This window comes from Streptomyces sp. HUAS MS02, from assembly GCF_055702265.1.
The window spans coordinates 5847845-5872733 of record NZ_CM146747.1 but is presented as its reverse complement, the minus strand read 5'-3'; the positions used below and the strand labels follow the sequence as shown (position 1 = coordinate 5872733).

Sequence of the window (24889 nt, the reverse complement as noted above, 5' to 3'; positions counted from 1 at the left end):
CCCGAGGGTATCGGTCGACCGCGACATGAGGTCCAGGGTTGTGGACAACCGTTGTAGTACCGCAGTGCTGGTCACGCCGTCCCGGACCGGAGCGGTTCCGTCCGCTAGGCGTGCAAGGCATCAGCGGTGGACGCGCGGGGGGAGTTGGCGGCGCGCGGTCGGCCGTGCGCAGGCTCAGTCCGGGGCGACCGTGCCGTCCGTCAGGCCGTCGTACATGCCGCGCACCAGGCGTTCGCCGAGGCGGCCGGCCTGCCGCAGGGCGTCCTCGAAGGCGGCCAGGGCACGGAACCGTTCGCCGTAGCGGCGCTGCTGCTCCAGCGGCAGGCGGGGCAGTTGGAGGCGGCGGACGTCGAGCCGGGTCGCGGTGGAGGCGTAGCTGCTGGCCTGGCGGCTGTTGGCGGTCGAGCGCAGGAACCCGGCGACGAACCAGGGGTCGAGCGCCGCCGTGTCGGGACGCAGCAGGGTGAGGTTGCGGCCGAGGGCGGCGCCCGCGGTGTCCTCGTCGACGACCCGCGCGATCCCGCCCCCGCCGAGGACGGGGACGACGACGTCGCCGGGCGCCACCAGCACAGGCGCCTCGCCCGCGGTCTCGGGCAGCGTTCCGGAGGGCGCCGTGCCGGCCAGGACGTCGTGGTCGGTGAGCACGCGCGCGTGGGGGCCGTTCCCGCCGGTGCGCAGCACCAGGGCTCCCCCGCGCGCGAGTTCGCCGACCGTGGTGAGGGGCCAGCGCGTCGGCCGCGCCTCCTCGGGGAGCGGGGGTGTGAGGTCGGCGGTCAGCCGAAGGGTCTCGCCGAGGCGTGCGCGTACGGCGGTCAGTTCCTCGGCGCCGCCGCCCGCGGCCGGGGGCGGCAGGTGCCGGGCGGGGGCCAGGTCCACGTCGTCGTCGAGCAGGTCGATGACCGGCAGCGCACGGCTGATCCCCGGCTGCTCCACCGCATCGCCCGCGCGGTCGAAGGGCCGCCAGGCGTCGAGCACGGCGGCGCGCACCGCCGCCCAGTCGAACCCGCTCCGTCCCTCGGGCACGAGCCGTCCGGTGTCGACGAGCAGCAGCCGCGGTGGCACGGACGCCCTGCCGGGCCTGCGCAGCACCCACAGGTGCAGCGGGATGTTGTACGGGGGTGCCGCGCCGACCGGCAGGGCGATCACGGCGCGCAGGGCGCCCCGGCGCAGCAGGTCGGCGCGGATCCGGCGCCCCGAGCGGCGGCTCGCGGCGGCCGGCGGCATCAGCAGCACGGCGGTGCCGCCGTCCTCCAGGCGGGCCAGCGCGTGCTGCACCCAGGCGAGTTCGGACTCCGTGCGGGCCGGGAAGCCGTACTCCCAGCGCGGGTCGTAGGCGAGTTCGTCGTGGCCCCAGTTGCGCTCGTTGAACGGCGGGTGACACAGGACGGCCTCGGCCCTGAGGTTCTCGTAGGCGTCCGCGCGAAGGCTGTCCCCCGGGGCGGTGCGGACGGTGCTGCCGGTGCGCAGGGCGAGGCGGAGCGCGGTGAGGGCGGCCAGTTCGGCGGCACTGTCCTGGCCGTACAGCTCCTGGCCGGGGCGGGCGGCGACGGCCCGCAGGAGGGCGCCGGTGCCGCAGGCCGGGTCGAGCACCGACCGGGCGGGTCCGGCGAGTTCGGCCATCAGCTCGGCCAGTTCACCCGGAGTGAGCGTGTACTGGCGCGGGTTGGCGTCGAGGTGCCGGGCGAGCAGGAACTCGAAGGTCTGCCGCGCGCCGAGGTCGGCCGCGAGTTCGGTGGCGCCGCGCAGCAGCGGGATCGAGGGCAGGATCTCGGCGGGCAGCGGCCGGGAGACGGCGGGCTCACGGGCCGGGCCGAAGCGCGGAGTGAGGACCTCCCCGAGCGGCTCGGGCAGCAGCCGGGCCAGTTCCCCGTCGTCGGTGACGGCGCTCAACCCCAGCCAGGCCAGGGGCCGGTCGTGCAGGAGGAGCAGGGCGCAGCCCGCGTGCACCAGGGCGGTGACGGGGCCCTCCGGGTGACCGGTGACCTGCTGCCAGACGCGCTCCTTCAGGGGCACCTCGGCGAGCTTGCCCTGGTCGCGCAGCCACTCCTCGACCTCGCTGAGCGCGAAGGCCGGGCTGGTCTCGGTGCCGCCGACCGGTTTGGGGAAGTCGGCGTGCCGACGGCGCCAGTTGCTGACGGCGGCGCGACCCACCCCGGCGAGCCGCGCGATGTCCGCGGCCGTGACCTCTGTCTGGTTCCCCTGCACGCGCCCGGCTCCCCTCGTACCTGGTGGTGTGACGTCGAGCATACCGACGCACGCAAGATCTACCCCTTCACGCCGTGAACTCCCCGGATTCCGTGAACCGTGTTGACTCGGTTCACAGGCTCTGCTCTTATTGACCCATCGAACGGCGGACCGCTCGATCCAAGCCATCACACGTCTGCGCGCTGTGTATCGACGCCCGCCGCTCCGCTCACTCATCGATTCCCAGGGGGGAACAACCATGCGTCGCACCGCTCTCGCCGCTCTCTGCATCGCCGCCGCGGCGACCTTCTCGCTCACCGGCTGTCTGCCCGGCGAGGAGAAGGCCGAGGGCCCCTTCGCGGGTCTGACCGGCGGCGAGATCGCCGACAAGGCCGTGAAGGCCACCTCGGACGCCGAATCGCTCCGGATGAAGGGCGAGATCCAGGACGAGTCCGCCGGCGGCACGGTCCAGATGGACATGGCGATGAACAAGAAGGGCGACTGCGCCGGCACCATGAGCATGGGGGGCGAGGGCCAGGCCGAGCTGATCAAGGTCGGCGACACCCTCTACATGAAGTACGACGAGGCCTTCCTGCGCGCCCAGTCGAAGGACTCCTCCGAGGAGGAGGCCGACATGGTCGTCGACATGCTCGCCGGCAAGTGGACCAAGACGTCCGCGACCGCCTCGGACTCCAAGGACATCGCGGGCTTCTGCGACCTCGACACCGTCCTCGCCGACTTCGAGGACGTCGACTCCGGCGCCACTCGCGGCAAGACCGCCGAGGTCGACGGCACCCCCGCCTTCACCCTGAACGAGAAGGACGGCAAGGACCGTTACACCCTGTACGTCGCCACCGAGGGCAAGCCGTACCTGCTGCGGGTCGTCAGCCAGTCCGCGAAGGAGCCCGGCGACCTCGTCTTCACCGACTTCGACGAGCCCGTGCCCGCCAAGGCCCCCAAGGGCAAGGTCATCGACCTCGACGAGGACTTCAGCTGAACCGCCAGGGCCTGTCGGACAGGCCCTGGCCCGCCGGGAGGCGGCACCGCCGAGGCGCCGGTCCGCGTGCCGGCCGGCGATGCCGACGTTTGACCTTGACACGGTGACAAGGCCTTGACTGCTTCCCGAGGAGGTGGTCCCGATGACCATGATGAGAGGGGACACGGATGCGATACGAGCGCTCCGGGGGCTGGAGAACAGGCGTGCGTCCGTCCGGCTGCGGGCCGCTCTGGCGGTCGGTACGGCGCCCGACCCCTGCTTCGTCGACAAGCTGATCGAACGATGCGCGATCGAGCCCGAGTTCTTCGTCCGCGACATGCTGACCTGGGCACTCACCCGTCACCCGGTGTCCCTGACGCTCCCCGAGTTGCTCCGCGAGGTCCGCTCCGAGCGTGCGCAGGCACGCAGCCAGGCGCTGCACACGCTGTCCAAGATCGGGGACCGGCAGGTGTGGCCGGTGATCACCCGGGCACTGTTGTCCGACGCCGACGACGAGGTGGCGCGCAGCGCCTGGCGGGCCGCGGTCGTGCTCGTTCCGGAAGGCGAGGAGCCCGCCCTGGCCACGGGCCTGGCGACGCAGCTCGGGCGCGGTGAGCGGGAGACGCAGCTGAGTCTCAGCCAGGCGCTGGTGGCACTGGGTGAAGTGGCCGGGCCGGCCCTGCACGCCGCGACGACGGCCGAAGACCCGCGCGTGCGTGCACACGCGCTCGCCACCCAACGGCTGCTCCGGGACCCCGACGCCGGATTCGAGCTGGCGATCGAGGAGGCCAAGCGCGTCGCGGCCCTCGCCGGAGCCCCCAGGGCAGACGATTGACCTGTGTTGATCGGTGAGGTGGCCAAACGGTCCGGAGTCAGTGCCCGCATGCTCCGGCACTACGAATCGCTGGGCCTCGTGCGGCCTTCGGGCCGTACGGGATCCGGCTATCGGGAGTACTCCGCGGAGGACATCCGGCGGATCTTCCACATCGAGAGCCTGCGGTCGCTGGGCCTGTCGCTGCGTGAGATCGGGCGCGCGCTCGACGATCCCGATTTCACGCCCTCGGCGCTCGTCGGCGGCCTCATCCGGCAGACGCGCGACCGCATCGCGGCCGAGACCGAGCTACTCACGCGGCTCCGCCGGATCCATGCCACGGACCCCGTCGGCTGGGAGGACGTGCTCCAGGTCGTTGCGCTCCTCCAAGCACTGGGGTCGAAGAGCGCCGACGCGCGCCAGCGCGCGGTCCTCTCCTCGGGCGACGAGGTTACCGTGCCGGTGGAGGCCCTGGTCGAGGCGGCACTCAGCGAGACGGAGCCGAACGTCGCGGGAGCCCTGCGATGGGCGTTGGCGCGATCGGACGACGATCCCCTGCCCCTGCTGGCAGAGGGCCTCAGCTCACCGGTGGCCGCGGTGCGGGAGCGTGCCGTTCAGGCCCTCGTCGAGATACCTGGTGTTGAAGCTACCGCGCAGCTGCGGGATGCCCTTGCGAACTCCGACGCCGTGGTCCGTGGGTATGCGGCCTTGGCGCTCGGTACCTGTGGTGTGGCCGATGCGGTCCCGGCGCTCATCGACATGATCGTGGAGGGAAGGAACGACACCGATGCAGCCGATGCACTGAGCGTGCTGGCGAGCGACACCGCGACGGCAGATCAGATCGCGACCAGGCTCGTCGACCGCCTTGCCCACGACACGACCAAGGCACCTGCACGCGGGCGGCTGACCCAAGCACTGGCGGACATCCCGGGGACGACGGCGTCACGTGCCCTCGTGGAGCTGTCCCATGACGAGGACCGTGCTGTCGCGCTAACCGCCACTTACCTGCTTCAGCTTCGCGACGTGGGGTGACAGCATCTTTCCCCCGGTTGCCCGCACGAGTCCCGCGGGGCGGACGGGCCTGGATCCGTCGCCGTCCGCCGAGGGGGTACAGCGGACCAAGGGACGTCGTTCACGCCACTGGCTCCCGCTCCGGGCGGACCCGACGGAGCCACCTGGATCGGTCCGTCCACCGACCGCTCATGCCTCCACCTGATCGAGCGGGTGGACCAGGTGCGGGAAGTCCTCCGACTCCGTCAGCACCGCCCGCCACCTGCCGCAGTGCGGGCGCGCCTGGTGCCGGCGCAGAGCCCGGGTGAACGTCGAGTACGCACCCCCGTAGCCGAGTTCGCGGACCTCGTCGAAGAGCGTGCTCCCCACAGATGTGGATCATCCGCCAGCCGCTGGCGGCAGTACTCCATGCTTACGGTGCTCGCCCTGGCCCGCCGCATCATGGCGCCGGGCAGCCGGATGTCCGGAGCGTCAACAGGCCGGGCACGGGCCGCTGTCCACAACCAGCCGATCCGCCCTTGTTGGGCCTGCGGTGCCCGTCAACCGCCGCACTGGCGCAACATCATCTGCTTGTCCGGCTCGGTGACCGGCATCTCGTACTTGGTGGCGACCTGGGCGAACCGGACCGCGTAGGCGCACCTGATCTGTTTGTTGGGCGGCAGCCAGGACGCGGGTCCGGAATCGCCCTTGGCCGAGTTGGCCCGCCCCTCGACCGGCATCAGATTGAGCACGTCGTTGGCGAGTTGCTCGCGCTTGCTCTCCGCCCAGCGGGAGGCGCCCATCTGCCAGCTGTAGGACAACGGCACCACGTGATCTATCTGCACCTCGGCGGCCTGCTGCTTGCGCCACTCGATGGTTGTCCCGGTGTACGGGTCGTCCAGCGTCATAGCCATGACCACACAGTCGGAGCCGGTTCGGAAACGAAGGTCCTGGCCATCACGACGAATGAGATCATTTCGAGTGTCGCACCCGTTCCTCGCGAGCGGCACTCCGTCGGCCGTGTCCATCCACGCGTAGCCGAACTCGTCGCGGTCGTAGCCCGTCTTCGGCCCCCGCCCCTTCGTGTACAGCTCCTCGATGAGCTTGCGGGCCGCGGCCTTGTCCGCGTCCGTCGTCAGGGGCGCGAGCCCTGGCTTCGTTCCGTCCGGGTTCTTGAGAGGACTGACCGCCCGCCCGTCCGAGGCAGTCGGGCCTGAGCCCGTAGGGGAACGGTCTTCGCCGAGACCCTCGCATCCCGCAAGGAGGAGTACGGCAGCCGCGGACACTGTCACCGCGCGGAAGAAACGTGCACTTCCAACAGCCTTGTGACTCACGTACCTCTCAGTAAGCACAGCTCACCCTTCCCCGCGCAAGCTGCGCAAACGTCTCCATCACCCGGCAAAGCACAGAGATGACGCGGGTGTCACAGCTGTTGGAGTCGGTGTCGGCCCAGGGACTGCCGAACTCGTCACGGTCGTAACCGGTCCTGGGCACCCGGCCCTTGACGGTCAGTGCCTCCGCCGCCGCGAACGCGGCACCGCCCCCGCCGGGAACTTCCCCCGGTCCGGCCGAGCCGCCCGCGTTGTCCGGCTCGCAGCCGGTCGCGGCGACCAGTACCAGAGCGACGGCGGCGACCCCACCCCTCTGTCGCACCACGCGACACCCCTTTCCTCTGTCTGTGCTCGCACGCGGTCCTGCGAGGGTTCCCCGTCCCCCCGGCTCGACACCGCGGCCGACCGGGGGGACGGGTGACCGAACCCTACGACCCCAGGATCGACCCCTACGACCCCAGGATCGACGCCAGGAACTCCCCGGTCCAGCCCAGCAGTTCCCGCCCGACCAGCGGCTTCCCGCCCACCTTCGCCGTCTTGGGGCGCGGCACCAGCACCTGGTGGGCGGCCGGCTTGATGACCGTGCCCGGGTACAGCCGCTTCAGGCGCAGCTCCTGCGACTCCCGCAACTCCACCGGGGCGAAGCGGATGTTGGTGCCCTGGAGGACGATCTCGCCGACACCGCAGGCGCGGGCCAGCATGCGCAGCCCGGCCACCAGCAACAGGTTCTCCACCGGCTCGGGCAACTTGCCGTACCGGTCGACGAGTTCCTCGCGCACGGCGGCGATGTCGGCCTCGGTGTTCACCGAGGCGATGGCCCGGTAGGCCTGCAGCCTCAGCCGCTCCCCCGGCGCGTAGTCGTGCGGGACGTGCGCGTCGACCGGCAGCTCGATCTTGACCTCGAGGGGCGGCTCCTCCTCGATCCCCCCGGTCTCCAACTGCCGCCGGTAGTCCGCCACGGCCTCGCCGACCATCCGCACGTACAGGTCGAAGCCGACGCCCGCGATATGGCCGGACTGCTCTCCGCCCAGCAGATTGCCCGCGCCCCGGATCTCCAGGTCCTTCATCGCCACGTACATGCCGGCGCCCATCTCCGTGTGCTGGGCGATGGTCGCGAGCCGCTCGTGGGCGGTCTCGGTCAGGGGCTTCTCCGGCGGGTAGAGGAAGTACGCGTAACCGCGCTCCCGGCCCCGGCCGACCCGGCCGCGCAGCTGGTGCAGCTGCGACAGACCGAAGGTGTCCCCGCGCTCCACGATCAGCGTGTTGGCGTTGGAGATGTCGATGCCCGACTCGACGATCGTGGTGGAGACCAGGACGTCGAACTTCTTCTCCCAGAAGTCGACGACGACCTGCTCCAGGGCCTGCTCCGACATCTGGCCGTGGGCGGTCGCGATCCGCGCCTCGGGGACGATCTCCCGCAGCCGGGCCGCCGCCCGGTCGATGGACTCCACCCGGTTGTGGATGTAGAAGACCTGGCCCTCGCGCAGGAGTTCGCGGCGGATCGCCGCGCCGATCTGCTTCTCCTCGTACGGGCCGACGAACGTCAGGACCGGGTGGCGCTCCTCCGGGGGCGTCGTGATCGTCGACATCTCGCGGATGCCCGTGACGGCCATCTCCAGTGTGCGCGGGATCGGGGTCGCCGACATCGTCAGCACGTCCACGTTGGCGCGCAGCTTCTTCAGCTGCTCCTTGTGCTCGACGCCGAAGCGCTGCTCCTCGTCGACGATGACCAGGCCCAGGTCCTTGAACTTGGTCTCGGAGGAGAACAGACGGTGGGTGCCGATCACGATGTCCACGGCGCCCTCGCGCAAGCCCTCCAGGGTGCCCTTGGCCTCGGTGTCCGTCTGGAAGCGGGACAGGGCCCGGACGTTCACCGGGAACTGCGAGTACCGCTCGCTGAAGGTGCCGAAGTGCTGCTGCACCAGCAGGGTCGTGGGCACCAGCACCGCCACCTGCTTGCCGTCCTGGACGGCCTTGAACGCGGCCCGGACCGCGATCTCCGTCTTGCCGTAGCCGACGTCGCCGCAGATCAGACGGTCCATCGGAACCGTCTTCTCCATGTCCTCCTTGACCTCGGCGATCGTCGTCAGCTGGTCGGGCGTCTCCGCGTAAGGGAAGGCGTCCTCCAGCTCGCGCTGCCAGGGTGTGTCCGCGCCGAACGCGTGACCGGGCGCCGCCATCCGCGCGGAGTACAGCTTGATGAGGTCGGCGGCGATCTCCTTGACCGCCTTCTTCGCACGCGCCTTGGTCTTCGTCCAGTCGGCGCCGCCGAGCCGGTGCAGCGTGGGCGCCTCGCCACCGACGTACTTGGTGATCTGCTCCAGCTGGTCGGTGGGGATGTAAAGGCGGTCGCCGGGCTGGCCGCGCTTGGCGGGGGCGTACTCGACGACCAGGTACTCACGGGTCGCGCCCTGCACGGTCCGCTGCACCATCTCGATGTAGCGGCCGACACCGTGCTGCTCGTGGACGATGTAGTCGCCCGCCTCCAGGGTGAGCGGGTCGATGGTCTTGCGGCGGCGGGCGGGCATCCGGGCCCCGTCCTTGCCGGCCGCCTTCTGCCCGGACAGGTCGGTCTCGGTGAGCACCGCGAGCTTCAGCGCGGGGTCGATGAAGCCGTAGTCGATGGAGCCGCAGGCCACGTGCACGACCGACGGGGCGATCTCCCCCAGCTCGGCCTCCAGCCGGGCCGCGATGCCCTCGCCGCCGAGCACCTCGACCGTACGGGCGGCCGGGCCGTGGGCCTCGGTCACGAACACCGTGCGCCAGCCGTCCGCCAGCCAGCCCTTGGTGTCGGCCAGCGCCTTCGCGGTGTCGCCGCGATAGGTCTCGGGGGCGTGCATGCCCAGCTTGAGGGTGTCGGCCGACAGCTCCTCGTCCGCCGCGAACGGCGACACCGACCACCACATCATGTCCAGCTCACGGGCCCGGTCGCGGACGTCCGCGATGGACCACAGGGAGGCCGCGTCGACGTCGATGGGGGCCTCGCCGCCGCCGGCCGTGGCCGCCCAGGACGCCTGGAGGAACTCCTGCGAGGTGGCCACCAGGTCCGCCGCACGCGTGCGCACCCGCTCCGGGTCGCACACGATCGCCATCGCGCCCTTCGGCAGGACGTCGATCAGCAGTTCCATGTCGTCGACGAGGACCGGGGCGAGGGACTCCATGCCCTCGACGGCGATGCCCTCGGCGATCTTGCCCAGGAGCTCACCCAGCTCGGGGTGGCGCTCGGCGAGGTCGCGGGCGCGGGCGCGCACGTCGTCCGTGAGGAGGAGCTCACGGCAGGGCGGGGCCCACAGGCCGTGCTCGGCCACCTCCAGCGATCTCTGGTCGGCGACCTTGAAGTACCGGATCTCCTCGACGTCGTCGCCCCAGAACTCCACCCGCAGGGGGTGCTCCTCGGTGGGCGGGAAGACGTCCAGGATGCCGCCGCGCACGGCGAACTCCCCGCGCTTCTCGACCAGCTCGACCCGGGAGTACGCGGCTGCCGCCAGCGCCTCGACCGTACGGTTCAGATCCGCCGTCTCGCCCGTGCGCAGCGCGACCGGCTCCAGGTCGCCGAGGCCCTTGACCTGCGGCTGGAGGACCGAGCGGATGGGCGCGACCACCACCGACACCGGGCCGGTCTCCGGGTCGTCCGGGCGGGGGTGGGTCAGGCGCCGCAGGACGGCCAGACGACGGCCCACGGTGTCGCTGCGCGGGCTGAGGCGCTCGTGCGGAAGGGTCTCCCAGGCCGGGTACTCCACCACGCCGTCCGGGGGCAGCAGGGAGCGCAGGGCCGCCGCCAGGTCCTCGGCCTCGCGGCCCGTCGCCGTCACGGCGAGCACGGGGCGGCCGGCGTCACGGGCCAGGGCGGCCACGGCGAAGGGGCGAGCCGCCGGGGGGCCCACCAGGTCGATGTGGGTGCGGTGGCCGTCGGACGCCGCCCTGATCGCTTCCGCGAGGGGGGCGTCCTTGACTACGGCGTCTAGCAGACCGTGGAGACTCATTCGGGGCGTTTCCCGTCCGGGTGGGCAAGATGGGGGTTACTGGGGCAACACGAACGCCCGGACTCGTGTGAACGGCCGGGGGTGTCCAGGGTACGACGTGCGGTGAGGGGGTCGTGGGGGACTTTCCTCGCCCCCGCCGCCCCTACCCGTCCCGTCTCCAGGGGCTGCGCCCCTTCGACCCCCTTTCGCGCTCCGCGCGGGGTGGGTGGGCGGATGCGGGTTCGCTGGGGGTTCTCGCGCGGTTCCCCGCGCCCCTGGAGGGCAGGGGCTGCGCCCTCTGCCCTCCCCGAGCCCCCGAGCCTCCGAAAAGCAGGGCTGCGCCCTCTGCTTTTCGGGGCGGTTTTCCGGGCGCCTACCCTCTTAGGGCACCCCTGCCCCCACCCGAACGTGAGTCCCCATGGTTCCGAGCGCCCCGTCCACGAATCCGTCGGCGCTCATATCCGCGCCGGTCACGGTTTCGGGCGCGCCCGGTGGCCCCGGTCGGCGGTTCTCCCTGGCGGGCCGGGAGCCGTACGTGCTCGCGGCCCTGCTGTTCGCGGCGTACGCAACGGTGTCGGTCGGGCGGTACCTGCGGCTGGGGACCCGCTCGTACGACCTCGGCATCTACGAGCAGGCCGTGCGGGCGTACGCGCACCTCCAGGCGCCGATCGTCGAGCTGAAGGGGCTGGGCTACAACGTCCTGGGCGACCACTTCAGCCCGGTCACCATGCTGCTGGCGCCGTTCTACCGGGTGTTCCCGTCCCCCGTGACCCTGCTGGTGATCCAGGCCGCGCTGTTCGCGCTGTCGGCGGTGCCGGTGACCCGGGCGGCCACACGGACGCTGGGGCGGGCCCGGGGGCTCGCGCTCGGGGTGGCGTACGGGCTGTCGTGGGGGCTGCAGAACGCCGTGGACTTCGACTTCCACGAGATCTGCTTCGCGGTCCCGCTGATCGCGTTCTCCCTGGAGGCGCTGCTGCGGCGGCGCTGGCGGGCGGCGCTCCTGTGGGGACTGCCGCTGGTGCTGGTCAAGGAGGACCAGGGGCTGACCCTGGCGGCGATCGCCGTGGTCGTCGCGCTACGGGCCCGGCGCGAGGGATCGCCCCGCGTGGTGCCGTACGCCATCGGCGTGGCGTCGTTCGGCGCGGTCGCCACGCTGCTCACGTTCACCCTGATCATCCCGGCCTTCAACACCGCCGGCGCCTCCGACTACCTGGCCAAGGTCGGCGGCTCCGGCCCCCTCGACGGCCTCGACGTCAAGATCCGCACCGTTCTCTGGCTGCTGATCCCGACCAGCGGACTGCTCGCCCTGCGCTCCCCGGTCCTCCTCGCCGTCCTGCCCACCCTGGGCTGGCGGTTCGTCTCCTCCGACGACAACTACTGGGGCACGGCCTGGCACTACAGCGCCGTCCTGATGCCGATCATCACGCTCGCGCTCGTCGACGCGCTCCCGGCCGCCCGCCACAGCTCCCGGCCCTGGCTGCGCTCGTACGCGCTGCATCTGCCCGCCGCCGTCCTCGCGGCCTCGCTCGCGCTGACGACCGCGCTGCCGCTGGGCAACCTGACCAAGGCGGACGCCTATCGGGTGCCCGCCGAGGTCGGAGCGGTCGACAGGCTGCTCGACACCATCCCCGACGGGGCGACCGTCGAGGCCAACATCGGCCCGATAGCCCGTCTGACGTCCCGCTGCCGGGTCTTCTGGATCGGCCGCGCGAAGGGGCTCTCGCCCGACTACATCGTCTTCAACAACCGCTCGCACTGGGTGAAGGACGCCCCCGCGTTCGCCCGCCAACTGCATCCGCGCGACACGTACAGGCTGCGGGGCGTCATCCAGGGGTACATGCTGCTGGAGCGTACGTCGCCCGCCACCACGCCCCCGTCCTCCTGACGCGGCTGGAGCCCGGCGCCCGGAGGCTTCCGCCTCCGGGCGCCGGGCTCTCCCCCGTTCCCCCGTTCCCCCGTTCTCCCCCGTGTCCCCGTTCCCCCGTGTCCGGTGGCAGCCGGTGGCTACTCGGTGGCGATCGCGTTCAGGACGTTCATCCGGCCCGCCCGGAACGCCGGGACCAGCGCGGCGAACAGGCCCACGAAGGCCGAGCCGATGAAGACCCCGATGATCGTCGGCCACGGGATGTCGAGGACCTTCAGGCCCTCCAGGGCGAGGAGCTGCTGCGCGGTGGCGCCCCAGCCCATGCCCAGCCCCAGGCCGAGGAGCGCGCCGAAGAGGGCGATGACGACCGACTCCAGCCGGATCATGCGGCGCAGCTGGCGGCGGGAGAGGCCGATCGCCCGCATCAGGCCGATCTCCCTCGTCCGTTCGACGACCGACAGGGCCAGCGTGTTCACCACTCCCAGGATCGCGACGATGATCGCCAGGGCGAGCAGGCCGTAGATCATGTTGAGGAGCTGGTCGATCTGGCCCTTCAGGGCCTCCTTGTAGTCCGTCTGGTCGCGGACCTCGTACTGCGGGTAGTCGTGCAGCGCGTCCTTGAGGGACTTGTACGCGGCCGCCTCCTGGCCCTCCTTCGCCGAGGCGAAGAGCAGCTGGTCGAGGGGCATCTTCTCGGCCGGGACGTACGTGGCCATCGTGTCGATGGAGGTGTACATCGCCCCGGCGTCGATGACGACGTCGCTGCTGGTGATGGCGCGGACGGTCAGGTCGGCGGTGCGGCCGTCCTTGAAGTCGACGGCGATCTTCGAGCCGAGCTCGACGCCGTGGTCCTTCGCGAACTTCTCGTGGACGGACATCGAGTCGGGCTTGTAGGCGTCGGCCAGCTTGCCCGCGACGACCTCGGTGGCGAGGTCCGTGGCGTAGCTCGGGTCGGCGGCGGTGATCGCCGTCTTCTCCAGCGTCTTGCCGTCGGGGGTGGTGAAGTCGGCCTGGGTCCACTTGTACTCGGTGACGCTCTTGACGCCCTCGGCGGACTTCGCGGCCCGGACCGCCTGCGGGGTGATCAGCTGGCCGGTGTCGGACTGGATGATGAAGTCCGTGCCGACCGTCTTGTCGAGCTGATCGGTGGCCGAGGCCACCATGGAGGAGCCGACGACGGAGAGACAGGCGACCAGGGCGAGGCCGATCATCAGGGCGGCGCCGGTGGCCCCCGTCCGGCGGGGGTTGCGCAGCGCGTTGCGCTCGGCCATGCGGCCGACGGGTCCGAAGGCCCGCAGGAGGACCGCGCCCAGCACCCGCACCACCGCGCCGGCGAGCAGCGGGCCGATGACGACGAAGCCGATGAGGGACAGGACGATGCCGCCGCCGAGCCACATCGAGCCCTCGCTCGCCTTGTCGGCGGCGGAGGCCAGGTAGAGGCAGTAGCCGCCGGCACCGGTCAGGAGCAGACCGACCACGGCCCGGACGAGACCCGCCTTGGCGTCCAGCGGGGCGCCGGCGTCGCGCAGGGCGGCCATCGGGGAGACCTTGCCGGCCCGCCGCGCCGGCACATAGGCGGCGAGGACGGTGACGACGATGCCGAGGAGCAGACCGACCGCCGGGGTGGTCCAGGCGATGGTCAGGTCGTCGGTGGACAGGTTCATGCCGGTGGCGCTCATCAGCTTCATCAGGCCGACGGCGAGGCCGACCCCGCCGGCCACACCGAGGACCGAGCCGAACACGCCCAGGAGCAGGGCCTCGACGAGGACCGACCGGTTGACCTGGCCGCGGCTGGAGCCGATGGCCCGCATCAGGCCGATCTCGCGCGTCCGCTGGGCGACCAGCATCGAGAAGGTGTTGATGATCAGGAAGATGCCGACCAGGAAGGCGATCCCGGCGAAGCCGAGCATGGCGTACTTCATCACGCTCATGAACTCGCCGACGTCCTTGGCGTTGGCGTCCGCGATCTCCTTCGCGGTCTGCACCTTGTAGGCGCCGCCCAGTTCGGCGGAGACGTTCTTCTTGACCTGCGCGTCCGTGAAGCCGTTCGCGGCGGTGATGTTGACGTTGGTGTAGACGCCGGTCTCGCCGACGAGGGCCTTCTGCGCGGTCTCGGTGTCGAGGTAGAAGATCGCGGCGCCCGGGTTGGTGACCTGGAACTCGGCGATGCCGGAGACCTTCGCCTCGTGCGTGCCGACGGCGCTGATGACGCCGATCTCGTCGCCGAGCTTCAGGTCGTGCTTGTCGGCGGTGTCCGCGTCGACCACGATCTGGTCGGGGCCACGCGGCGCGTTGCCGGACGCGATCTTCATGGTGCGGGCGTCGTTGGCGTTCCAGTTGCCGACGATGGTCGGGGCGCCGCTGGTGGGCGAGAGGTTGTCCTTGTCGGCGTCGACGACCGTCACCGAGGTCGAGAACACGGTGCCCTCGGCCGACTTCACGCCGTCCGCGCCGCCCACCTTGTCCACGACCGACGCCGGCATGACCGGCGGCTTGCCGTTGTCGGACTGCGTCTCACCGCTGTCCGAGGCGCCCTTGGCGCTGACCGTGACGTCGGAGGAGGTGGCCGCGAACAGCTTGTCGAAGGTGGTGCCCATCGTGTCGGTGAAGACCAGGGTCCCGGTCACGAACGCCACCGACAGCAGGACCGCTATGGCGGAGAGGGCCATGCGTCCCTTGTGCGCGAAGAAGTTGCGCATCGAGGTCTTCATGACAGTCATGACGTACGCCCCCGGGCGTCGAAGTCCTTCATGCGGTCCAGCACGGCGTCGGCGGTCGGCTTGAACATCTCGTCGACGATGCGGCCGTCGGCCAGGTACAGCACCCGGTCCGCGTACGAGGCGGCCACCGGGTCGTGGGTGACCATCACGATGGTCTGGCCCAGCTCGTCGACCGACCTGCGCAGGAAGCCCAGCACCTCGGCGCCGGCCCGCGAGTCCAGGTTGCCCGTCGGCTCGTCACCGAAGATGATCTCCGGCCGGGCGGCCAGGGCGCGGGCCACGGCGACGCGCTGCTGCTGGCCGCCGGAGAGCTGGGTGGGCCGGTGCTTCAGGCGGTCGCTCAGGCCGACGGTCTCGACGACCCGGCCCAGCCACTCCTTGTTCGGCTTCCGGCCCGCGATGTCCATCGGGAGCGTGATGTTCTCTATCGCGTTCAGCGTGGGCAGCAGGTTGAACGCCTGGAAGATGAACCCGATCCGGTCCCGGCGCAGCTGCGTGAGCTTCTTGTCCTTGAGCCCGGTGATCTCGGTGTCGTCGAGGTGGATCTGACCCGAGGTCACGGTGTCGAGTCCGGCGAGGCAGTGCATGAGGGTGGACTTGCCGGACCCCGAAGGGCCCATGATCGCGGTGAACTGGCCCCGCGCGATGTCCACGTCCACGTGGTCGAGGGCGACGACGCGGGTCTCCCCGGACCCGTACGCCTTCACGACCTGCCGCGCCCGCGCGGCAACGGCCGTAGTCCCTCCAGTACCCCCGTGCCTGGTGATGGTCACAGCCGATGTCACGGTATGTCTCCTAAGTCGGGCAGCGGATGGTTACGCCGCTCGGTGGACGATCCGGGTGAGCCGTAGGAGCGGCTCGACTTGGTATGCCGATGAGTCTGGCCCCCGGACGGGGCCCGGCGCGCTGGTGCCCAGCGCAGTCTTCTGCGGGGGTAAACCCCACCCCCGCGGGTCCGGTACGCCGCCCCCCAGCGGCGTAAAGCCAGATTAAGGACGGACGGCGTCCCGTCTCGTCCTCCGGCAGTACGAACCGGCCCCCAGCAGTAGTACGGAGGTACCCCTAAGGGATCTCGCCCCTGGGGAGGAGACCGTCTCGGGGTTCACCTCCTCCCTCCGTCCCCCACCGGCACGACCAGGCTGCACCCTGGCGTGGCGTGAGGGTCAATGGCATGTTGGTCGGCGGCGGATAGGTGCAAGGGGAAGGCATCCGGTGGACGGCGATCGGACGGGCGGCGACGAGGCGGGCGCCGGTCAAGGCGGCGATCGGACGGGCGGCGCACGGCCCGCGCCACACGACTCGGCACGGCCGACCGGGGGGACCGGGCAGCCCGTCGGAGGACCCCAACAGCCCGCCGGAGCGATCGGCCAGCCCACCGAACGGGCCGGACAGCCGACCGGAGGAGTCGGGCTGCCTGCCGCAGGGACCGAACTGCCTGCCGCAGGGGCCGGACAACCCACCGGCAGAGCCGGACTGCCAACCGAAGGAACCGGACTGCCAACCGAACGAGCCCGACAACCCACCGAACTAGCCCGACAGCCGACCGGAGGGACCGGCCGCCGAAGAGCCGTCACCGTCGCACTGATGCTGGCCATGGGGCTGGCCGCGCTGGACGCCACGATCGTCTCGATCGCCGTCCCGCAGATCGTCGCCGACCTCGGCGGCTTCTCCGTCTTCTCCTGGCTCTTCTCCGGCTATCTGCTCGCCGCCACCGTCACCCTCCCGGTCTACGGCAGGCTCTCCGACACCTTCGGCCGCAAGCCGGTCCTCGTCGTGGGCGCCGCCGTGTTCCTGCTGGGCTCGCTGCTGTGCGCGCTGGCCTGGAACATGGCCGCCCTGATTGCCTTCCGGATCGTCCAGGGCCTCGGCGGCGGCGCCCTCGCGGGCACGGTGCAGACGCTGGCGGCGGACCTGTACCCACTGGAGGAACGACCGAAGATCCAGGCCAGACTGTCCACGGTGTGGGCGGTGTCGGCGGTGGCGGGCCCCGGCGTGGGCGGTGTGCTGGCCGCCTACGCGGACTGGCGCTGGATCTTCCTCATCAACCTGCCGCTCGGCGCGGTGGCGTTGTGGCTGCTGGTCCGCCATCTGCACGAGCCGCCCAGGGAGTCGACGGGCAGCCGGCCCCGGGTCGACTGGGCGGGCGCCCTGACGATCCTCGCCTGCGGAGGGGCCCTGCTGACGGCGCTGGTGCAGGGCGGGGTGGCCTGGCCCTGGCTCTCCTGGCCCTCGATCACGCTGCTGGGCACGGGAGTCGGCCTGATCGGCGTGCTGGTGCTGGTCGAACGCCGGGCCGCCGAGCCGATCATCCCGGGCTGGGTGTGGCGCCGGCGCACGATCGCGGCGGTGAACCTGGCGCTCGGCGCGCTCGGCCTGTTGATGGTCGCGCCCACGGTGTTCCTCGCGACCTACGCCCAGTCCGTACTGGGCCTGGCGCCGTTGGCCGCCGGTTTCCTGGTCTCGGTCTGGACGCTGACCTGGCCGTTGTCGGCGGCCCTGAGCCAGCACGTCTACCGCCGTATCGGCTTCCGGAACACGTCGGTCCTCGGGATCACCGTCGCCGCGCTCGCCCTCTTCTCGTTCGCCTTCCTCCCCTACCCCGGCGAACCCTGGCAACCGACGCTGCTGATGCTCCTGCTGGGCGCAGCGCTGGGGCTCTTCCAACTGCCGCTGATCATCGGCGTGCAGTCGTCGGTGGAGTGGGAGGAGCGGGGCACCGCCACCGCCTCGATCCTGTTCTGCCGCCAGACCGGGCAGACCCTGGGCGCGGCGGTGTTCGGGGCGGTCGCGAACGGGGTGCTGGCGTCCCGGCTGGGCGGCTCGGGCAACCTCGACGCCGTCACCCACGGCCTCGGCACCGGAGCGGCGGCCGAGCCGTACCGCCACGCGATCGCGGACGCGGTCCACGCGGTCTACCTGGGAGCGGGGTGCGCGGCGGTGGCGGCACTGCTGGTGCTGCTGGTGCTGGCGCCTCGGAGGTTTCCGGTGCTGAAGGACTGAGCACGGCGCGGGGCGGGCACGCCATGACGCGTGTCCGCCCCGCACATCTCACTTACGGTTTGTCGTCCCGAACCTCCTGGCTATTCCGCTCCCTTTTCGAGATAGGGGGCGAGATCCTCCAGATACTCCCGGTGCTCGACGTGAACGCGAGCGTCGGGAATGTCCCGGAGCGGAGTCAGGTCCGCAACGCCGATCAGGTCGGCGGTGTCCAACTCGGACAGGGCGTGGAGCTGAGCTTCCAGGCACTCCCGTGACTCCTCGAAGGACGCCATGAGCGCCAGTGTCTCGGCGATGAACCTCGCCTCTTTCGGGGAGTAGGAATTCATCCAGTCCTCGACACGGTCACTGCCGGTCTCGCGCAGCCGTCCGTCGTCGCTGACCAGCTCCCTGATCAACTCGGCCAGTCTTCTGTTGCCGATACCCATCGCGCTCTCCGATCAGTACGGCAGCTTGTGCTGACTGGGCCAGGGAATATGCGTCGCGTTCGCGGCGGCTGCACTGTAATTCGGGCTGGCCGGTTTGTGGATGTTCTTGTGGTAGAGCTTACCGGTGACGTCCTGGAACTGATTTCCGATCTGGATACGGACGATGTCGCCCTTGGCCGCGTTGCTGCCGGCCGGCGCGCTGGGGTCCGCGCTGTGCACGCGGAGACGTACCGTCTTGCCGGTCACCGGATCCGTCCACTTCCACTTGGCGCCCTTCGCCGCACCGCCCGGAATCTGCGTCCACGTCTCCGGAGTGGCGTTCTTGGGAACGATGCTGAGCGGGTCGGCGCCGCCCTGGAGGTCCCAGCCCCCGTCCTTGATCCTGGTCGCGGCCTTCGCCTGGGGCACGTCGCCCTTGGGCGCCTTCTTGCTCGTGTTCTTGAACAGCTTCTTCGCGAGCGACCTCAGGAACCCGATGCCTCCCGTCGCGAAGCCCGCCGCCTCGGCCGCCTTGTCCCCGGAGTCGTAGGCCTGCGAGTCGGTGTCGACGCCGTGCTTCTCGACGAAGTCGTCGTACATGTCGGTGCCACCGCTGCAGTCCTCGAACCAGCACACGGGGCTGAAGTTGGACATGGCCTCGAAGCCCGACACCAGGTTGTGGCCGATGCCTCCCAGGCTGTCCTTGAACGAGCCCTCCGCGCGCGGGTCCTCCGGTTCCACATTGGTGTTGCAGCCGGGCTTGTATGCCGGGTACGTGGCGGAACAGTCCGTGCCGGTCCCACCGCTGCTCGCGTAGTTGGCGCTGCCCATGGTGGACATCCCGCCGGACTGCGAGGAGGAGGCGGCCCGCCAGCGCAGGTAGTTGATCACCGCGACGATGATGCGGACGATGGCCCGGATCAAGGCGAAGATCGCACCGAAGAACTTCCCGTCCGGGTCGGCGAAGGTGACGGGGTTGTTGTTGCTGTACGCGTAGCCGTTGATCTGCTGCGGATCGGTGACGTCGGCCACGGGGTCGACGCTGATGAACCGCCCTGTGGCCGGGTCGTACTCGCGTGCCCCCAGATGAGTGAGACCCGTCGGGTCCTGGGTGCCTCCCACGAATCCCCGGTCACCCACCCAGGACTTCGCCGCCGTCCCTCGGGCCTCGCCGAAGGGGGTCATGTGTCTGCGCGTGACAGCCTGGGTCACCGCGTCGACCTGCACGCTCGCCGTGCCGTTGTGGTCACTGGCGATCCAGGTGAGCCCAGCCGTCGTGCGGACCGCCACCGTCTGCCCGGCATGACCGTAGTAGCGGGTGGCCTCGACCTTGCCGCTCGCCTTGTCGAGGCGCAGTTCCGTCTCGCCCAGGTACAGCGTGGTACCGGTCTTGTCCCGGCGGATCAGGCGGTTGCCGCCGGCGTCGTTCAGGTATTCGGTGGTGGTGCCGTCGGCCTCGGTGACCTTGTCGAGCTTGCCCTCCGTGTTCCAGTCGAGTCTCTGCGTCTTCCCGCCCGTCGTACGGGTGATGGCGTTGCCCGACGGGTCATAGGTGTACCCGGACTCGGCGGTGACGGTCCCGGCCGCGTTCTTGGTCTCGGTCGAGGCCAGGGCGTGCGGACGCGGCTGGTCGGCGGTCTTGTACTGGTACGACGTCGTCTGCGACGTCAGATGGTTGGTGACCGACTTGCGGTTGCCGGCCGCGTCGAAGGAGAACGACTGCCAGTACGGAGCCGGTCCACCGACGTTGGTCCTGGTGGGAGCCGTGGCGCAGTCGGCGGTCGTGGCCCAGGCGGCCTTCAGCCGGCGGTGGCCGTCGAAGGTGAAGCACTGCCGGTCACTGGGGCTGGTGGCCCTGTCCTCGACCTCCACGGGGTTACCGGAGAGGTCGTAGCGGTAGTACACGTCCGAGTCGGTGCCGGAGTTGGTCTCGGAGACGACGTTCTGACGGGCCAGTCGCTTGGTGCCGGTCTCGTAACTCCGGTTGATCTCCGTCCACTTCGCCGTGGACGACACGCCGAGCGTCACGCGGATCTGTTCGCCGGCCGGCAGGTAGTCCGTGTTCTGGACGATGCCGGTGAGACCCTGGAGCGTGTCGGGTGATCCCTTCTCCGTGTATCCGTACTCCAGGACCTCCTGGGCCAGACCGCCCATGGCGGGGATGGTGCGCTTCTTCTGTGTGCCGTCGAGGTTGAATTCGTTGGTGATCGTGTACACACCACTTGCGCCGGCCAGGTCGCCCTCGGCCTTACTGACGGTGTACTGCTCGCTCAGGACGCGGTAGACCTTGTCGTACTTGGCGTTGGTGGAGGCGTAGACGTTGCCGGACTTGCCGCCGACGTACCGGATCGACGACGTGAGCTGCCCCTTGGCGATGGAGTCGTACGTCCAGCGCGCCAGGTACTTGGTGTCGTCGGGAGCGGGCTTGCCGTCGACCACGGCGACCTGGCCGTCGAGCTTGCCCGTCGAGCGGCCCAGCAGGTCGTAGGTGTAGCCGATGGTCTTTTTCCGCGCGTCCGTGGTCGCGACGACCTGGTCGAGGTCGTTGTACTCGGAGGAGGTCGCTCCCGCGTCGGGATCGCTCGCGCTGGTCTCACGGCCCAGGAAGTCGAAGCCGTACGTCCAGGTGTTGCCGTCGTCGTCCTTGACGCTGGTGAGCCGGTCGGCGTGGTCGTAGCCGTAGGTGAGCCGGGTGAAGCCGCCCCCGGCCGTGTTTCCGTCGTACTCCAGCTTCTCGACGAGCCGGCCGCGTGCGTCCACCTTCTGCCGTACGGCTGACGCGCCGACGGGCGGCTCCACGACGGTGGTGTCGCCCAGGTAGGTGTGCTTGGTGCGGGAGAACTCCTTGTCGTTGACGAGGATCTTCTCCACCACGGGCCGGCCCGCTCCGTCGTACTCGACCGCGGTTCCGGCCGGTGCGGCGGTCAGCAGATCGGCCAGCTCTCCGGAGGGCGCCTTGGTGTCCACGTAGTCGGAGACGGCCGCGACCTCCAGACCACGGGTGTCGTACTTCGTCTCGGTGATCACCCGGCCTGTCCCCGTCGCGGCGGGTGTCTGGGTCTGACGCAGACGCAGCAGCGAGTCGTAGATGGCGTAACGGGTGTCGTACGTCTTGCCGTCGTTGCGCATCGCCTTGGTGGCGACCCAGGACGCGGCGGTGTTCTGGACCTTGTACTCGAACTTCTGGTTGGGGGCCTGGTCGGCGGACCGGTTCCGGTCGGCGAGCCAGACGTCGGTGAGGCGGCCGAGCGCGTCGTAGGCCATCTCTGTCCGATTGCCGTTCGGGTCGGTGGTGGAGAGGTTCACTCCCCACTCCGGCGCGAGGTCCGTGGTGACCGTGTGCTCCAGCGCGTTGGTCTCGACCGTCCTGGTAAGCGGTCCGCCGGCCGCCGGGGTGTACTCGGTGTGCTTCATCCTGGTGCCGTGGGTGTCCCAGCTGTCGGTCACCCGCCCCAGAGCGTCGTGCTTGCTGGTCGTGACCGTCTGCAGCACCGCGGAGCCGTCGGCCTTGTAACCCGTGACCCGTTCCTCGCGGGTCGCGAGACCCCTCGTCGGGGCCCTGCCATAGGCCTGGTCGTCGTACGAGGTGCGGACGTCCGAGATCACATCGGTCGTCTTCGGGTCGTTCGTCCGCTTCGGTGTGGCGTCGCAGGACGTGGAGACCTTCTCCACCCGCTTCGGCAGGGACAGGATCCACGCCGTCTCGTTGGTGGCGTACTCCGTGACGACGCAGTCCTTCTCGCCGGCCGCGTCGGTCTCCTCCTTCAGGGCGAGACCGCTCGTCGGGTCGTACGTCGTCGACTTGGTGGAGGTCAGCGTGGTGCCGCCGGTCACCGGGGTGCGGGTGACGGTGGAGGCGGTGCGGACCATGTACGCGTTGACCGTGCCGTAGGAGTGCTTGTCCGTGGCGGTCGTGCGGGACCAGGGGGTGTTGACGGTGCCGCTGGTCTCGGGGCCGTCGACGCCGTTGTACGTGATCTGCTCACGGGCCTGGCCGGCGAACTGCTCGGAGTCCGTCACCGTCTTGCCCGTGGAGTCGGTGACGGTCTCCTTGCGGGTGGTGTCCCCGGACTGCTTGTCGCCGTCCATGCCCCGGTAGTAGAGGGTCGTCGACTTCGAGCGGGTGCCGGAGGGCTCGCCGGTGGTCGTGGTGACCTTCTGGTAGCCGCGCCAGATGTTCCAGGTGCGGTACTTGGCCTGGGTGATGGGCGACTCGTCGTCGAACGCCCACGCGCCGCCGCCGCTGTAGGTGTAGTCCGTCTGCTTCAGCGGGGCGCCGCCGTACGGGTCGGACTCGGTGACCTGGGTGACGACGTACTTGTGGAAGAAGTCGGTGCGCGGCTTGGGGTCGGTGCCCGGCGTCGGGTTGGACGGCGGGATCCACTTGACCGGGTAGCAGCGGCGGGTGTTGGAGTCCAGGTCGGAGGGGACGTCGCTGCCGGCGACGCAGTCCTCCTTGGAGTAGTTCACCGTCAGCTTGGAGCCGGTCTCCGAGAGGACCGAACGGACGCGCCACTTGATGAAGGGGGCGACGTCGTCACCGGTACGGTCGACACGGTTGTGCAGCTGGACGCCGCTGAAGGTGACCGCGGGCAGGGAGGCGTCCCCGCCCACCTTGCCGGTGCGCTTGATGGAGTCCAGCCACAGGCCGGCGTCGGAGCCGTCGCCCGGGTCGGGGAAGGTCTGCCCCAGGTGCCAGGCGTTGACCGCGCGGTAGTCGCTCTCGGCGCTGCCGGCACCGTCGTACACCTGGGTGGTGACGTCGGTCAGCCGCTTGCGGGTGAAGAACGACGGGCTGGGCTGGTCGGTGCAGGGCTTGTCGGCGGCGCAGATCTGGTCGAACGGGACGTCCGGCCAGGCGTTGCGGTTGGACGAGGTGAGCGAGCCGCAGCTCTCGCCGCCGGAGACGGGAAGGCAGCGCTCGGCGACCGTGAACTTCACCCGGGCCGCGGCCGGCTGGGTGGTGGAGAAGATGGTGTCGGTGCGCTGGCCGTAGTCGATGCGCTTGAGCCAGCCGCCCCGGACGTACGCGGTGCCGTTGCCGGTGGTGCCGTTCTTGGCGTAGTGGTTGAGCTCCTTGTCGTACCAGTACGTCATGACGTTGCCGTGCGGGTCCACGACGTAGTCGAGGTTCCACCGCCAGGCCTGCGTCTTGGCGCGGCCGGAGAAGGAGTCGCCGGAGGAGTAGCCGGGCTCGCCGGAGTCGTCGCCGAAGACCGGCAGCGTCCACACCGAGTTGGTCTCCGGCTTGCCCGAACTCCAGCCGGGCAGCCGGTTCTTGCCGAAGACGTACTGGGTGCCGTCGGTCGAGGTGACCGTCCAGAACTCGCCCTTGTCGCCCTTGTCCCCGGTGTCGCCGTCGTCGCCGTTGGCCGCGCCGGTGTCGTGGACGATCCGCTCGCCGTCGTCGCTCTTGGGCCGCCACTTGCCGTCGGAGCCCTTGACCAGCGGCGTGGACTTGCCGTTGAGGACGAGGGAGGCGTTGTCCTCCTTCCAGCACTGGTCGTACTTCTTGTCCTGGCCGTCGTCCTCACAACTGCCGTACGCCCGCTCGACGTACGAGGTCGACAGGTCGAAGCCCTCACCGATCCAGGACGACTGCGCGCTGGTGGAGGAGGTACGGCCGTCCACGCTCTGCGCGGAGTAGCCGATGGACAGGTTGGGCGCCGGACCGGCCGGCGCCGGCGGGGTCTCCAGCGGGTAGTTCCAGGTGAAGTCGCCGTTGGAACCGCCGGCCGACCAGGTGGAGGACGCCGCCAGCGGCGTGGCCTCGTAGGTGCCCTGGTCGGAGCCGGCCGCGGCGGACAGGGCCATCACCAGGGCGGCGGGCTTCGCGGCCCCGCCCACCTTGGCCTTCGGCGGGGCGACCTGGGCCGTCACCGTCTCCGCCTCGGCGTCGTTCTCGGACGCGACCGGTGTGGTCCTGCGGCACTCCGCCTTCTCCGGCGTGCTCAGGGCGCACGCGGGGAGCTGGACGAGACGCAGCCGGGAGGACCAGTTGCCGCTGTAGGCGTCGGCGAAGGAGCTGTAGTCGACGGTGGTGGCGGCCTTGGTGCCGTCGCCGCCGGAGACGGTGAACACCAGGCCGTCGATGCCGAGTCGACCGGTGGCCTTGCGGCCGAGGACCCGCACCTGCGGCGCCCGGGCCTCGCTCCCGGCGGCCTTCGCCCCTCGAACCGACGAGGACGTCTTGGCGGCCTCGGACGGGTCGGACGCCTTGGAGGGGTCGGACGCCCCGGACGCCCCGGACCGCTTGGACGGCTTGGACGGCTTCACCGTCACGGCGGACTCGTCCGGCCACGTCACCTTCGCGCGGGCCTTCGCGAGCGTCTCGCGCGCGGCGGCCACGGTCGGGTCCTTGACCTTGGTGACCTTCGGGTCGAAGGGCTGGGCCTTGCCGTACTTGGCCTTCTGCAGGGCGGTGTGGGCGCGCTCGTCGTCGGCGGCGAGCGCCGGGGCGGCGCTCAGCAGCGTGGCGACGACCGCCATGGACACGGGCAGCACGACGGACGCCAGCCGGCGCCGGCCCGCTCTGCTCCATGCCCAGCTTTCGGGCAGCAGTGAGCTGTTCCTGGACAACACGTGAGGGGTTCTCCTGGATGAAGGGATGAGGAAAGAGAAGAGGGTCGGGGGCGTGCCGGGCCGAG

The 24889-nt window shown here is 70.5% G+C and carries 13 protein-coding genes and 1 pseudogene; 5 read left to right on the top strand and 9 right to left on the bottom strand.

Annotated features, from left to right (window positions below):
• Positions 1-174: 174 nt before the first annotated feature.
• Entirely contained in the window at positions 175-2205 is a 2031-nt protein-coding gene (locus ACZ9QC_RS25330; protein ID WP_472915219.1) for an N-6 DNA methylase, read from the bottom strand.
• 238 nt (positions 2206-2443) lie between these two features.
• Here ACZ9QC_RS25330 and ACZ9QC_RS25325 point away from each other — a divergent pair, with 238 nt between their 5' ends.
• The 3 genes from ACZ9QC_RS25325 to ACZ9QC_RS25315 all read left to right on the top strand — a co-directional run bounded on the left by ACZ9QC_RS25325 (position 2444) and on the right by ACZ9QC_RS25315 (position 5003).
• Complete coding sequence (locus tag ACZ9QC_RS25325; protein ID WP_472915218.1) at positions 2444-3181, top strand: hypothetical protein; 738 nt, start codon at positions 2444-2446, stop codon at positions 3179-3181.
• Between the two features lie 142 nt (positions 3182-3323).
• Positions 3324-3995: a HEAT repeat domain-containing protein gene (locus ACZ9QC_RS25320; protein WP_472915217.1), complete on the top strand. Its 672-nt coding sequence runs from the start codon at positions 3324-3326 to the stop codon at positions 3993-3995.
• A 3-nt stretch (positions 3996-3998) separates the two neighbouring features.
• Positions 3999-5003: a HEAT repeat domain-containing protein gene (locus ACZ9QC_RS25315; protein ID WP_472915216.1), complete on the top strand. Its 1005-nt coding sequence runs from the start codon at positions 3999-4001 to the stop codon at positions 5001-5003.
• Positions 5004-5171: 168 nt separating this feature from the next.
• On the opposite strand, the gene ACZ9QC_RS25310 is transcribed toward ACZ9QC_RS25315, so the two are convergent.
• The 4 genes and pseudogenes from ACZ9QC_RS25310 to mfd all read right to left on the bottom strand — a co-directional run bounded on the left by ACZ9QC_RS25310 (position 5172) and on the right by mfd (position 10275).
• The gene (locus ACZ9QC_RS25310) at positions 5172-5351 is read right to left on the bottom strand and encodes a hypothetical protein (RefSeq protein WP_472915215.1); all 180 of its coding nucleotides are present in this window, start codon (positions 5349-5351) and stop codon (positions 5172-5174) included.
• Between the two features lie 170 nt (positions 5352-5521).
• Complete coding sequence (locus ACZ9QC_RS25305; RefSeq protein ID WP_472921801.1) at positions 5522-6247, bottom strand: HNH endonuclease family protein; 726 nt, start codon at positions 6245-6247, stop codon at positions 5522-5524.
• Between the two features lie 130 nt (positions 6248-6377).
• Positions 6378-6617 (bottom strand): annotated as a pseudogene (locus ACZ9QC_RS25300) (hypothetical protein); the annotation flags it as partial.
• 124 nt (positions 6618-6741) lie between these two features.
• Positions 6742-10275 carry a transcription-repair coupling factor gene (gene mfd / locus ACZ9QC_RS25295; RefSeq protein WP_472915214.1) on the bottom strand — a complete coding sequence of 1178 codons (3534 nt, stop codon included), beginning with the start codon at positions 10273-10275 and terminating at the stop codon, positions 6742-6744.
• A 397-nt stretch (positions 10276-10672) separates the two neighbouring features.
• Here mfd and ACZ9QC_RS25290 point away from each other — a divergent pair, with 397 nt between their 5' ends.
• Positions 10673-12139: a DUF2079 domain-containing protein gene (locus tag ACZ9QC_RS25290; protein ID WP_472915213.1), complete on the top strand. Its 1467-nt coding sequence runs from the start codon at positions 10673-10675 to the stop codon at positions 12137-12139.
• Positions 12140-12258: 119 nt separating this feature from the next.
• On the opposite strand, the gene ACZ9QC_RS25285 is transcribed toward ACZ9QC_RS25290, so the two are convergent.
• Both ACZ9QC_RS25285 and ACZ9QC_RS25280 read right to left on the bottom strand, forming a co-directional pair.
• Positions 12259-14838: an ABC transporter permease gene (locus tag ACZ9QC_RS25285; protein WP_472915212.1), complete on the bottom strand. Its 2580-nt coding sequence runs from the start codon at positions 14836-14838 to the stop codon at positions 12259-12261.
• Positions 14835-15623: an ABC transporter ATP-binding protein gene (locus ACZ9QC_RS25280; RefSeq protein WP_316727936.1), complete on the bottom strand. Its 789-nt coding sequence runs from the start codon at positions 15621-15623 to the stop codon at positions 14835-14837. Before ACZ9QC_RS25280 ends, ACZ9QC_RS25285 begins: the two co-directional genes overlap by 4 nt.
• 709 nt (positions 15624-16332) lie before the next feature.
• On the opposite strand from ACZ9QC_RS25280, the gene ACZ9QC_RS25275 reads away from it, so the two are divergent.
• On the top strand, positions 16333-17838 hold the full coding sequence (locus ACZ9QC_RS25275; protein WP_472921800.1) for an MFS transporter: 1506 nt from the start codon (positions 16333-16335) through the stop codon (positions 17836-17838).
• An 80-nt stretch (positions 17839-17918) separates the two neighbouring features.
• Here the strand turns inward: ACZ9QC_RS25275 and ACZ9QC_RS25270 are convergent, their stop codons facing one another.
• A complete protein-coding gene (locus ACZ9QC_RS25270) occupies positions 17919-18263 on the bottom strand; it encodes a hypothetical protein (RefSeq protein ID WP_472915211.1) in 345 nt (114 codons plus the stop codon).
• Between the two features lie 12 nt (positions 18264-18275).
• The gene (locus ACZ9QC_RS25265) at positions 18276-24824 is read right to left on the bottom strand and encodes a polymorphic toxin type 30 domain-containing protein (RefSeq protein ID WP_472915210.1); all 6549 of its coding nucleotides are present in this window, start codon (positions 24822-24824) and stop codon (positions 18276-18278) included.
• Positions 24825-24889: the final 65 nt, after the last annotated feature.